10 protein-coding genes are annotated in these 12,194 nt (G+C 74.7%); 5 read left to right on the top strand and 5 right to left on the bottom strand.

The genetic code is table 11. The features are described from left to right. Window positions 1–161: 161 nt before the first annotated feature. The 3 genes from O7606_RS18485 to O7606_RS18475 all read right to left on the bottom strand — a co-directional run bounded on the left by O7606_RS18485 (window position 162) and on the right by O7606_RS18475 (window position 5,078). Complete coding sequence (locus O7606_RS18485; RefSeq protein ID WP_281595278.1) at window positions 162–1,373, bottom strand: hypothetical protein; 1,212 nt, start codon at window positions 1,371–1,373, stop codon at window positions 162–164. Between the two features lie 67 nt (window positions 1,374–1,440). Further along, window positions 1,441–3,162 (bottom strand): GTPase, encoded by a 1,722-nt coding sequence (locus O7606_RS18480; protein WP_281595277.1) that lies wholly within the window; start codon window positions 3,160–3,162, stop codon window positions 1,441–1,443. Further along, window positions 3,159–5,078, bottom strand: coding sequence for a GTPase domain-containing protein (locus O7606_RS18475; RefSeq protein WP_281595276.1), 1,920 nt, complete (start codon window positions 5,076–5,078; stop codon window positions 3,159–3,161). The genes O7606_RS18480 and O7606_RS18475 overlap by 4 nt, the downstream gene beginning before the upstream one ends. 197 nt (window positions 5,079–5,275) lie before the next feature. Here O7606_RS18475 and dnaK point away from each other — a divergent pair, with 197 nt between their 5' ends. The 5 genes from dnaK (at window position 5,276) to O7606_RS18450 (ending at window position 10,322) form a co-directional block, all read left to right on the top strand. After that, window positions 5,276–7,138 carry a molecular chaperone DnaK gene (dnaK, locus tag O7606_RS18470; RefSeq protein WP_281595275.1) on the top strand — a complete coding sequence of 621 codons (1,863 nt, stop codon included), beginning with the start codon at window positions 5,276–5,278 and terminating at the stop codon, window positions 7,136–7,138. Between the two features lie 50 nt (window positions 7,139–7,188). Then, window positions 7,189–7,926 (top strand): nucleotide exchange factor GrpE, encoded by a 738-nt coding sequence (gene grpE, locus O7606_RS18465; RefSeq protein WP_281595274.1) that lies wholly within the window; start codon window positions 7,189–7,191, stop codon window positions 7,924–7,926. Between the two features lie 85 nt (window positions 7,927–8,011). Further along, the gene (gene dnaJ / locus O7606_RS18460; RefSeq protein WP_281595273.1) at window positions 8,012–9,199 is read left to right on the top strand and encodes a molecular chaperone DnaJ; all 1,188 of its coding nucleotides are present in this window, start codon (window positions 8,012–8,014) and stop codon (window positions 9,197–9,199) included. 62 nt (window positions 9,200–9,261) lie between these two features. Then, window positions 9,262–9,702, top strand: coding sequence for a MerR family transcriptional regulator (locus O7606_RS18455; protein ID WP_281595272.1), 441 nt, complete (start codon window positions 9,262–9,264; stop codon window positions 9,700–9,702). Between the two features lie 128 nt (window positions 9,703–9,830). Further along, window positions 9,831–10,322, top strand: a complete 492-nt coding sequence (locus O7606_RS18450; protein ID WP_281595271.1) for a hypothetical protein — start codon at window positions 9,831–9,833, stop codon at window positions 10,320–10,322. Window positions 10,323–10,375: 53 nt separating this feature from the next. On the opposite strand, the gene O7606_RS18445 is transcribed toward O7606_RS18450, so the two are convergent. Together O7606_RS18445 and O7606_RS18440 are read right to left on the bottom strand one after the other, a co-directional pair. Continuing rightward, window positions 10,376–10,807, bottom strand: a complete 432-nt coding sequence (locus tag O7606_RS18445) for a hypothetical protein (RefSeq protein ID WP_281595270.1) — start codon at window positions 10,805–10,807, stop codon at window positions 10,376–10,378. A gap of 194 nt (window positions 10,808–11,001) precedes the next feature. Next, window positions 11,002–12,192: a cation:proton antiporter gene (locus O7606_RS18440; RefSeq protein ID WP_281595269.1), complete on the bottom strand. Its 1,191-nt coding sequence runs from the start codon at window positions 12,190–12,192 to the stop codon at window positions 11,002–11,004. Window positions 12,193–12,194 lie beyond the last annotated feature (2 nt).

Raw genomic sequence — 12,194 nt, 5'->3', positions numbered from 1 at the left:
CTTCCCTGACCTGGGCGTGTTCCGCGTCGACACCGCCATGGCGCGCTTGATGATCGACTCGGTCTCCCTGATGTGGGGGCATCCCGGGTCAACGACACCGCCACATCCTGGAAAAGGGCGTGCGCCCCGCGCCCCCGCGGGGAGCGCGGGGCGCGGGGCGGTCAGTCGTCGGTGAGGTGGTGGCGGTTGGCTTCGATCCAGGCGTGCAGGGCTGCCGGGTCGTCCGGGTCGACGCCGTCGGCCATCAACTGGGCGACCGCCGCCGTGGCCGGGCTGCGCCGCTCACCGGTGCTGTAGAGGCGGGCGAACTCCGGCACCATCTCCTCGACGGCGGTGTCCGTCTGGGTGATCGCCGTCTCGGGCAGGCCCCGCCGGCGCAGGGCGTACCCGACCCAGCTCCGCAGCACCCGGGGCAGCAGCGCCGCGTCGTCCATGTCGAGCACGGCCCGCCGGTGCACCCAGTCCAGCAGGAACAGCTCGGCCACGGTGGGGCTCCACCGCATCGGGTCGGCGCTCGGGAAGCTCGCCGCGTGGTCCAGCAGCAGGCTCAGGCAGAAGTGCAGGGACGCCAGCTCGGGGCCGTCCACGGTGTCGAGACCGTACCGGGCGGCCTCCGGCGCGGCGAGGAAGTGCCGGACCAGCTCCGTACGCTCCGCGGGGGTGAGCGGCGCGCGCTCCGGCGGCGCGGGCGCGGGCCCGGGCAGCAGGGCCAGCCGGGCCCCGGCGAGGGTCCGGTCGGTGGCCAGCGACCCCTCGCCCGGCAGGGTGCCCAGGTCGTCGGTGACCGCCAGGTGGCGGGCCACCTCGCCGTGCAGCCGGGCCGGGTCCTCGGGGCGGAACCAGGTCAGCTCGTCGCCGTCGCACATCTGCCGGACCTGGTCGAGGACGCCGGCGGCCGGGCCACCGACGAAGATGTCCTTGGTGATGCCGATGTTGTGGTCGACCAGGGCGACCACCGCGTGCTCCGGGCCGCCGTCCGCCTCGTCGTAGGCGAAGGTGGCCAGGTAGGAGGTCTGGTCGCCGTACACGTCGCCGTACGCCCAGCAGCCGGTGAGGTGGACCCGGCCGAGCTGCGCGTGCCAGGCGGGCGCCTGCGCGCCGGGGCGGACCCGTTCGGTGCCCTCGGCGTCCGGCACGAGCCGGGCGAAGACCTGGCGGATGGTGGTGGCGGAGGCCGTCCGACGGCGCGACGTGGCGGCGAGGAAGCCGCTGACGAACTCACGGACGGCCGCGCTGCGGTCGCACTCGGCGACCGCGTAGACGCTGCCGAGCAGCGCCGTGCCGAGCATCTCGGCGTCGAGGGCACAGTCGAGCCGGCTCACGTCGCGGGCCGCGTGCAGAACCGCGTCGTAGGGGGTGTGAGTCGTGGCCATGGATCGACCCTACGCTGCCGTGCGCGCCGGAACAGGAGGCGCGGAAGCACATCTTTCCCGGACCCGGTCACATCTTTCCGGCGGCGGCCCGCAGCGCGTCCCGGGCCCCGGTGTAGGCGGTCAGCACCTCCCGGACGGGGGCGAGCACGTACTCGTCGCCGACGTCGGCCACGGCCGCGGTGAGCTGCCGGTGGGCCCGGGCGCGGGCCCGCCCGGCCGCCCAGCGCACCACCGGCCGGGTCACCGCCGCCAGCAGCAGGCCGGCGAGCACGCCACCGAGCAGCAGCAGGGTCGGCAGCGGCACCTCGCCGACCATCGGGTGGTCCAGCTCGGGCAGGCCGAGGGCGCGCAGCGCGTACCCGAGGAGCAGCCAGGCCAGGCCGACGGCGGCGGTGAGGGTGACCAGCCACTGGAGGCCGCCGACGAGCCGCCACCACAGCGGGCGGCGCGGCACGCCGAGGTCGGCGCCGGCGACCGCCCGGTCCAGGGCGTCGGGCACGTCGCCGAGGCGGGACCGGGCCGCGCTGGTCACGGCGGCGGGCCAGGGGGCCGGCAGGTCGCCGCCGGCCTGCTCGGCCACCGCCCGTACGGCCAGCCCCAGCGCCGAGCGCTGCGCGGCGGTCGGATCGGGTACGGAGGTCGCCCCGACCGGGCGTACCGCCGGCTCGTCGGCGTCGGCGTCGGCTTCCGGGCCGGGCAGGCGCAGCCCGTCCGGCCCGGGCAGGCGCAGCCGGCGCAGCGGGTCGGGGCGCAGCTTCCGCCAGCCCCGCAGCAGCGGCCAGCCGGTGGCGCCCGCGGCCCGGTGCCGGTAGGCGTCCCCGACGGCCACCGTCACCGCCGGGACCCCGGCCACCCCGGCCAGGGCGGCGGTGAGCGTACGGCTGGCGCGTCCGTCCGGCCCGGCGGGCGTGCCGGCCGGGTCGACCAGGTCGCCGAGGCCCTCGACGACGGTGTCGACGTCGCCGACCAGCCGGCGCAGGGCGGCCTGCCGTTCGGCGACGGTCTCCTCCAGGGCGGCCCGCAGCGCGGCGCTGCCGTCGGGAGCGACGGCGGTGGTGGCCAGCAGGGGCACCCCGGTCAGGCCGTCCGCGTCGAGCAGCCGCCGCAGGTCGGCGAGGACCCGGGGCAGTTCGGCCGGGGGCAGCCGGTCGGCCTGGTTCAGCACGACCAGGGTGACGTCCCGGTGCCGGTGGAACTCGCGCAGGTACCCGGTGTGCACCAGCCGGTCGGCGTACTTCTGCGGGTCGACGACCCAGATGACCAGGTCGACCAGGCCGAGCAGCCGGTCCACCTCCAGCCGGTGGGCGCGCTGCACCGAGTCGAAGTCGGGCAGGTCGAGCAGGACCAGCCCGTGCAGGGCGGACTCGTCGTCGCCGTCCAGCGCGCTCTCCCGGATGAACCGGTGCCGGGGCAGCACCCCGACCCAGTCGAGCAACCGGTTCGCGGCGTCCAGCGGCCCCCAGACGCAGGCGTGCGCCATGCCGGTGGTCGGCCGGCGCACGCCGACCGGGGAGAGGTCCAGCCGGGCGAGCGCGTTGAACAGGCTGGACTTGCCGCTGCCGGTGGCCCCGGCCAGGGCGACGAGGGTGTGGTCCCGGGAGAGGGCCAGCCGGGCGCCGGCCCGCTCGACCAGGGTGTGCGCCGGGACGAGCCGGTCGTCGGGCAGGTGGCCGTCGACCACGGTGAGGAATTCGCGTACCGCGTCGAGGCGGGCGATCAGGTCGTCCGGGTCGACCCGGGGCGGCCCGGGCCGGAGCGCCTCGCGCAGCCGGCCGACGATCCCGGTCACCGGGGCACGCCCAGGCCGTCGTGCTCGCGGGCCTCGGCCACCCGGGCGGCGGCGGCGCGCAGGGCGGGCGCGGTCTCCGGGTCGGGTCGGGCGTCGGCCGTCCGGTCCAGGTAGCGGGCGGCCTCCTCGTCGAGGAGGGCGCCGACCCGGTCGAGGAGGTCCTCCCGGGCCTGCCGGGCGAGGTTGCGTACCGCCTGGTCACCGAAGATCGCCTGGAGCACGGCCTGGGCGGCGACGGTGGTGCCGGCCCCGGTGGCGACCTCCAGGCCGGTGGGCACGAACGCGGTCGAGGCGAACACCGCGATCATCACGGCGAGCCCGGTGGCGTTCACCGCGTACGCGGCCGTCCGGGCCACGAACCGTTTGTCGCCGCCCTCGACGCGGACCAGCTCCAGCACCCCGCGCTGCCAGTCACGGACCAGCCGTTCGGCGCGTTCGGGCAGGTCGGCGGAGGGGTGGGCCAGCTCCGGGGTGAGCAGCGCCGCGCCGGCCGGGTGCGCCCGCCACCCCGTGTAGGCGTTCTCGGCGGCTTCGGCGGCCACCCCGCGCAGCAGGGTGACCAGTTGCGACTCGATGGCGTCGCGCAGCTCGGAGGCGGGCGCGGGTCGCCCGGTGACCGCCGCGACGAGCCGGTCGCGGAGCCGGCCGATCCGGGCCTCCAGGGTGCGGAAGAACTCCCCGGTGCCGACGAACTCCTGCCAGCGGGCCAGCACCTCGCCCCGGAGCAGCCGCCCGTCGGTGAGCCCCTGGGCGGTGGCGCGCCGGGCGGTGCGGTACGCGGCGCGGACCCGTTCGTCGAGCGCGTCGGCGGCGGCGGCCTGCTCGTCGGCGGCCCGGGCCAGCGTCTCGGTGATCGGGCCGAGCGCGGCCAGCGCACCGTCGAGGGTCTGCCGGACGACGGCGGCGCGGGCGTCAGCGTCGGCGGCGAGCCGGGCGAACCAGTCGCCCAGCGGGGCGGTGACCCGCGCCGGCAGCAGCCCCTGCCCGTCCACCTGGGTCTCCGGCAGGACGAACAGCGGGGCCGCGCCGAGGTCGTGGGTGGCGAGCATCTCGGTGAGGTGGGCGGCGACCTCGTCGGCGGCCTCGGGGGGTACCCGGTCCAGGACGAGCGCGATGGCCGCGCCCCGGGCCCGCGCGTTGTGCAGCAGCTCCCAGGGGACCGCGTCGGCGTACCGGGCGGCGGTGGTGACGAAGAGCCACAGGTCGGCGGCGGCGAGGAGCTGGCCGGCGAGCGCCCGGTTGGCGTCCACCACCGAGTCGATGTCGGGGGCGTCGAGGAAGGCCAGCCCGGCGGGCAGGGCCGGCGCGGTGACCAGTTGCAGGGCGCGCGGGTCCTCGCTGGGCTCGGAGGTGCGGGTCAGGCCGGGCAGCAGCTCGCCCTGCCGGAACCAGCCCGAGTCGGCCGGGTTGCACACCAGGACCGGGGAGCGGGTGGTGGGCCGGAGCACCCCGGCGGCGCTGACCCGCGCCTGGACCAGGCTGTTGACCAGCGTCGACTTGCCGGCCCCGGTGGAGCCGCCGACGACCACCAGCAGGGGCGCGTCGAGCCGGGCCAACCGGGGCAGCAGGTAGTCGTCGAGCTGGTCGCCGAGGGCGGCGGCGTCGCGGCGGGCCGGGTCGGCCGAGGGCAGCTCCAGCGGGAACCGGGCGGTCGTGGTCGCGGCGCGCAGGCCGGCGAGCGCGCCGGAGAGGCCACTGCCGGGCGTTCCGTGAGCGGAATCACCGTCGGGCGTTCCGGCGGGCGGCGGGTCGGCCCGGGGCGTCGCGGCGGCCGGCGGGGCGGCTCCGGGCGTCCGGGCGGGCGGCAGGTCGCCGCCGGGTGTCCCGGGCGGGTCCTCCGTGGCGCTGACTGGTCCGGTACGGGCGGCGACGGCCGGCCCGCCTGCTGCGGTGGCCGGGTCCCCGTGCGTCGTCACCGCTAAAGCGTGCCCGACCGAGGCAAGAGAAGACAACAGCGGGGTCGATGAACCACATCTTGCGTCGGGTCGGCTCAACCTCGACTTGACGATCCCGATGGGCGTGGCACTATTGAGTCAACTCCACTCAACCTACGGTGGGTGTTCTTCGGGCGGTGCCCGTCACCTGCTCAACGTTACGAAGCGAGGAAGCGAAGATGGCACGTGCGGTCGGTATCGACCTCGGCACGACGAACTCCTGCGTCAGCGTTCTCGAGGGCGGTGAGCCCACCGTCATCGCCAACGCTGAGGGCTCGCGGACGACCCCGTCGATCGTCGCGTTCGCCCGCAACGGCGAGGTGCTCGTCGGTGAGGTCGCCAAGCGCCAGGCGGTGACCAACCCGGACCGGACCATCCGGTCGGTCAAGCGGGAGATCGGCACCAACTGGTCCGTCGACATCGACGGCAAGAAGTACACCCCGCAGGAGATCTCCGCCCGTACGTTGATGAAGCTCAAGCGGGACGCCGAGGCGTACCTGGGCGAGCAGATCACCGACGCGGTGATCACCGTCCCGGCGTACTTCAACGACGGCCAGCGGCAGGCCACCAAGGAGGCCGGTGAGATCGCCGGCTTCAACGTGCTGCGGATCGTCAACGAGCCGACCGCCGCCGCGCTGGCGTACGGGCTGGACAAGGGCTCCAAGGAGCAGACCGTCCTGGTCTTCGACCTGGGTGGCGGCACCTTCGACGTCTCGCTGCTGGAGCTGGCCGAGGGCGTCGTCGAGGTCAAGTCCACCAGCGGTGACAACCAGCTCGGTGGTGACGACTGGGACCAGCGGATCATCGACCACCTGGTGAAGACGTTCCGGGGCGAGCACGGCATCGACCTCGCCCAGGACAAGATGGCCCTCCAGCGGCTCCGCGAGGCGGCCGAGAAGGCCAAGATCGAGCTGTCCGCGGCCACCACCACCAACATCAACCTGCCGTACATCACGGCCGGCTCGGGCGGCCCGCTGCACCTGGACGTGACGCTCAGCCGCGCCGAGTTCCAGCGCATGACGCAGGACCTGCTGGACCGCTGCAAGGGCCCGTTCGAGCAGGCCGTCAAGGACGCCGGGATCAAGGTCTCCGACGTCGACCACGTCATCCTGGTCGGCGGCTCGACCCGGATGCCGGCGGTGACCGACCTGGTCAAGCAGCTCACCGGCCGCGACCCGAACAAGGGCGTCAACCCGGACGAGGTCGTCGCCGTGGGCGCCGCGCTCCAGGCCGGCGTGCTCAAGGGCGAGGTCAAGGACGTCCTGCTGCTCGACGTGACCCCGCTGAGCCTGGGCATCGAGACCAAGGGCGGCATCTTCACCAAGCTGATCGAGCGCAACACCACCATCCCGACCAAGCGCTCCGAGGTGTTCACCACCGCCGACGACAACCAGCCGTCCGTGCTGATCCAGGTGTTCCAGGGTGAGCGGGAGATCGCGGCGTACAACAAGAAGCTCGGCACCTTCGAGCTGACCGGCCTCCCGCCGGCGCCGCGCGGCGTGCCGCAGATCGAGGTCACCTTCGACATCGACGCCAACGGCATCGTCAACGTGCACGCGAAGGACCTGGGCACCGGCAAGGAACAGAAGATGACGATCACCGGCGGCTCGTCGCTGCCGAAGGACGACATCGAGCGGATGCGCCGGGACGCCGAGGAGCACGCCGACGAGGACAAGCGCCGCCGCGAGGAGGCCGAGACCCGCAACGTCGCCGAGGCGCTCCAGTGGCAGACCGAGAAGTTCCTCGCCGAGAGCGGCGACAAGCTGCCGGCGGAGAGCCGCGACCAGATCAACGAGGCGCTCGGTGAGCTGCGCGGCGCGCTCGGCGGACAGGACATCGAGAAGATCAAGTCAGCTCACGAGCGGCTGGCCACGGTCTCCCAGCAGGCCGGTTCGCTGCTCTACGCCCAGCAGCAGGCCGAGCAGGGCGGCGAGCAGCCGGGCGCGGGCGCGCCCGGTGGGCCCGGCGCCCAGGCCGGTCCGCAGGCCGGCGCGGACGACGTGGTCGACGCGGAGATCGTCGACGAGGACGGGAAGAAGTGACCTCCCGCCCCCGGTCACGAGCTCACGGCACAGAGGGATGAGGTAGCCGCATGACGGACAAGCCACGAGCCGCCGACCCGGAGGAGACCGCCGGGGCGACGTCGGGTGACTCCGCGGGGTCGGCCGGCGGCGCGGAGCCGACGGTCGGCGGGGCGCCGACCGCAGCCGGCGGCACCGATTCGGTGGACGCCGCCGGCGGCGACGCCGAGCAGGCCAGCGGCCTGGTCGAGGAGGCCGAGGTGGTGGTCGACGAGATCGAGGTCGAGTCGACGCTCACCGAGCCCGCCCCGGGTGACGCGCCCGTGGTGGACGCCCCGGCCCAGCCGGCCGACGGCGGTCCGGCCGCGTCGTCCGGCGTCGGGTCGGAGGCGTTCCGCGCGGAGCTGGAGGAACGGACCCGGGACCTGCAACGGGTCTCGGCCGAGTACGCCAACTACCGCAAGCGGGTCGAGCGGGACCGGGCCCTGGTCGGCGAGCAGGCGACCGGCGCGGTGCTGACCGCGCTGCTGCCGATCCTCGACGACCTCGACCGGGCCCGCGAGCACGGCGACCTGGTGGGCCCGTTCGGCAGCGTTGCCGAGCAGCTCACCACGGCGCTGGGCAAGTTCGGCCTGACCGCCTTCGGCGAGCAGGGCGACCCGTTCGACCCGACCCGGCACGAGGCGGTCGCGCACCAGACCTCGGCCGAGGTCAGCGAGCCGACCTGCGTCCAGGTGATGCGCCGGGGCTACCAGCTCGGCGAGCGCCTGCTGCGACCGGCGATGGTCGCGGTCGCCGATCCGGAATAGTGCGCGACCCTGCACGGGCCGTCCCGCCCGCCGACGACCGGCGGGCGGGACGTCCCGTGCAGGTCGGGTGGAAGAGGGTGGACCGGTGAGTGCCAAGGACTGGGTGGAGAAGGACTTCTACGCCGTGTTGGGCGTGGAGAGGTCCGCCTCCTCGGACGAGATCAAGAAGGCGTACCGGAAGTTGGCCCGGGAGTCCCACCCGGACCACAACCCGGACGATCCCAGGGCCGAGGAGCGGTTCAAGGCCGCGTCCGAGGCGTACAACGTGCTCTCCGACGACCAGCGGCGGCGGGAGTACGACGAGATGCGTTCCCTGTTCGGCTCGGGAGCGTTCCGCCGTAACGCCCGGGGCGCGGGGCAGCCGGGCGGCATGCCGTTCGACGTGTCCGACCTGTTCGGGGGCGGCGCGCGCGGCGGTGGCGGGGGCGGCTTCGCCGGCGGGAACTTCACCGACCTGTTCGGCTCGATCTTCTCCGGTGGCGGCCCCGGTGGCCCCGGACGCCCGCGCGGCCCGGCCAAGGGACGCAACGTCGAGGCCGAGGTCGGGTTGGACTTCTCCGACGCGGTACGGGGGGTCACCCTGCCGTTGACCCTGCGCGCTCCCGGGGTCTGCGACACCTGCCACGGGGACGGCGCGAAGCCGGGCACCCGGCCGGTGACCTGCCCGCAGTGCCACGGCTCCGGGACGGTCACCCGGAACCAGGGCTCGTTCAGCTTCGCCGAGCCGTGCCGTGACTGTCAGGGCGTGGGCACCGTCGTCGAGGAGAAGTGCCCGGAGTGCCGGGGCACCGGCGGGGTCACGAAGACCCGTACGCTGACCGTCCGTTTTCCCGCCGGGGTGGCCGACGGCCAGCGGATCCGGCTGACCGGCCGGGGTGAGCCGGGCGAGCGTGGCGGCCCGGCCGGCGACCTCTTCGTGCACGTCAAGGTGCGCCCCGACGAGCTGTTCGGGCGCAGCGGCGACGACCTGACGCTGACCGTGCCGATCACGTACGCGGAGGCGGTGCTCGGCACCGACCTGCGGGTGCCCACCCTGGACGGCACGGTGACCCTGCGGGTGCCGCCGGGCACGCCGGGGGGCCGGGTGCTGCGGGCCCGGGGCAAGGGGGTGGTCCGCCGCGACGGGCAGGCCGGCGACCTGCTGGTGACCCTGGACGTGGTGGTCCCGGCCACCGTCTCCGAGGAGGCCCGCAAGGCGTTGGAGACGTTCGCCGAGCACACCGCGCCGGCGGCGCGGGAACATCTCGACGCGCGGGTGCGTCGGTTCAACTGACCTGGGCGCGCGCGGGTGCGTCGCGTCGACCGACCGGTGGAGTACACGCGGAGGTGAGCGGGATGGCGGGTGATTTCGTCGGCTCGGGTGACCCTGCCTACGAAGCCAAGGTGTTGATGATCTCGGTCGCGGCGCGGATGGCGGGCATGCATCCGCAGACCCTGCGCCAGTACGACCGGTTGGGGCTGGTGCAGGCGGGCCGGGCGGCCGGTGGCGGTCGCCGGTACAGCGTCCGGGACGTGGTGCTGTTGCGCGAGGTGCAGCGGCTCAGTCAGGACGACGGGGTGAACCTGGCCGGCATCAAGCGGATCATCGGGCTGGAGCAGCTCCTGGAGCAGGCGCAGGCCCGGGTCGCCCAGTTGGAGGCGGAGCTGGACGCCGCGTACCGCCGGATGGCCGAGCTGGAGGCCGCGGCGCGCTTCCCGGGTCGGGACATCGTCCCGACCAACCGCACCTCCACGGCGCTGGTGGTCTGGCGGCCCCGCCGGACGCCCGACCGCTGACCGCGTCCCGACCCAGTGCTCCGTCCCGGGTTCGCCGGAAAGCGCACCCGGGGCGGGGTGGCGTGGGTAAGCTCACCAGCACGCCCTGATGCCACAAATGGGGCATATCGGCATGGTGAGGGGGAGCGATGGCGGAGTCTGCCCGCAACGTGGCCCGGCAGGCGGAGGACCGCCTGGAGAAGGCGGCCGAGACCGTACGGGAGAAGTTCGACCGGATCACCGACAGCCGGTTCGCCGGCAAACCCGGACGCCCGGTCGAACGGCAGTCCGACCCGGCGAAAGCCGGCGCCGTGCCGTCCAGCCCCGCGCAGTCCGGCCCCGCGCAGTCCGGCCCCGCGCAGTCGGGCCCCGCGCAGTCCGGTGCCGCGCAGTCCGGTCCGGGGAAACCGGGCCCGCCCAAACCCGGCCCACCGAAGCCCGGCCCGCCGCCGTCCGGCCCCAGCGGACCGCAGAGCGCCAAACCAGGCCCGCGGCCGGCGGGCGCGAAGCCGGGCCCCGGCCCGCAGGGCGGCAAACCGGGCCCGCGGCCGGAGAACGCCAGATCAGGCGCCGCCGGGGCGGAGAGCGGGAAACCGGACGCCGAACGGGCCGGAGCCGAACGCCCCGACCAGCCCCGATGAGCCACGGGCCGGGAGCCACGGGGGATCCCGGCCCGTACCCCGCCCGGCCGGCGTCAGCCGATCCGGCGGTTCTCCCGCACCAGGCCGCCCTCGCACCAGTCGTGGTAGTCGAAGAGCTCCGGCCGGTCCATCAGCGTCCTGGTGTTGTACGCCCAGGTGCGGACCAGGTGGTCACCGCTGAGCTCGGCCTGCTCGACGAGTTTGCGTAGCCGGCGTCTCGGGTGGGCGCGGAAGCCGGTCCGGATGCCGTCGCCGGCGTAGATGTAGAGACAGTGCAGGGCGAACCGGCGGGCCGGGCAGGCCGGATCCATCGCCAGCTCGAACAGGGTGGTGGCCAGGTGGTTGCCGGAGACGAGCAGGTCCCAGTCCTGGGGCATGGTGCTCAACGGCACCGAGTCCGGCTGGTACGCCCAGGCGCGCAGCTCGGCCGGGGACGGGTCCACCGGGTTGGCGAAGCCGTGGAACGTCGGACCGTGCACGGTCACCGGCACCTTCCGCTCGGGCCCGCGGGGCGTACCGGGCGCCCGCGGGGACCTGGCTTGCTGGGGCGAAACGGTAGCGCGGCGCGGCCGAGTTAGGAAGGCCCCGGATCAGGAACGGGCCCGCTCGGGAAGGGGCCGGATCGGGAAGCGCCCTGCCGTGCGTGCGGCGTCGGCAGGGCGCCCGTGTCTCCCTGTGCTCAGCGGGCCACCCGCTGTACGGCGGCGCGGCCGCGCAGCCACTGCTTGAACCAGGCGAAGTCCGGCAGACGGGCCAGCATCGGCCCGGTCACCACGGTGATCAGCACGTACGCGGTGGCGAGGGCGGCGAGCGCCGGTGGCACCCGGCCGCTGGCCACCGCCAGCCCGGCGATGACGATGGAGAACTCCCCCCGGGGCACCAGCGCCAGCCCGGCCCGCCAGCGACCCGGCTCGGCGATGCCGACGCGGCGGGCGGCGAGGTACCCGGTGAGCAGTTTCGTACCCATGGTCACCACGGCCAGGGCGAGCGCCGGCAGCAGCACCGGCGGGATGTCCCTGGGGTCGGTGACCAGGCCGAAGAAGACGAAGAAGACCGCGGCGAAGAGGTCCCGCAGCGGGGTGAGCAGCTCGGTGGCGTGGTGGGCCACCGGCCCGGAGAGCGCGATGCCGACCAGGAACGCGCCGACCGCCGCCGACACCTGGAGCTTGGCCGCGACCCCGGCGACCAGCAGGGTCAGCCCGAGCACGCCGAGCAGCAGCGCCTCGGCGTCCTTGGCGGACATCGCGGTGGAGATGAGGTGGCCGTAGCGGATCGCCACCACCAGCACCAGCAGCACCGTGCCGACCGCGATGGCCAGCGCCTTCAGCCCGCCCAACAGCCCGACCCCGGCCAGCAGGGCGGTGACCAGCGGCAGGTAGAGCGCCATGGCCAGGTCCTCGATGACCAGCACCGAGAGGATCACCGGGGTCTCCCGGTTACCCACCCGGCCCAGGTCGGCGAGCACCTTGGCGATCACCCCGGACGAGGAGACCCAGGTGATGCCGGCGAGCACCACGGCGGCCGTCCAGTCCCAGCCGAGCAGCAGCGCGAAACCCGCGCCGGGCAGCGCGTTGAGCACGCCGTCGATCAGGCCGGCCGGGGCCGCCGAGCGGAGGTTGCCGACCAGCTCGTTCGCGGAGTACTCCAGGCCGAGCATGACCAGCAGGAGGATGACGCCGATCTCCGCTCCGACGGCGAAGAACTCCTCGCTGGCGTGCATCTCCAGCAGGCCGCCGTGGCCGACGGCGAGGCCGGCGAGCAGGTAGAGCGGGATCGGCGAGAGACCGATCCGGCGGCTCAGCCGGCCGAGCAGGCCGAGCAGGAACAGCAGCGCGCCGACCTCGACGAGCAGCGTGGTGGTTTCGTGCATCC

It is taken from the genome of Micromonospora sp. WMMD882, from assembly GCF_027497255.1.
Lineage (GTDB): Bacteria > Actinomycetota > Actinomycetes > Mycobacteriales > Micromonosporaceae > Micromonospora.
The sequence above is the reverse complement of the archived record's forward strand: the minus strand, read 5'-3'. Positions and strand labels throughout refer to the sequence as shown.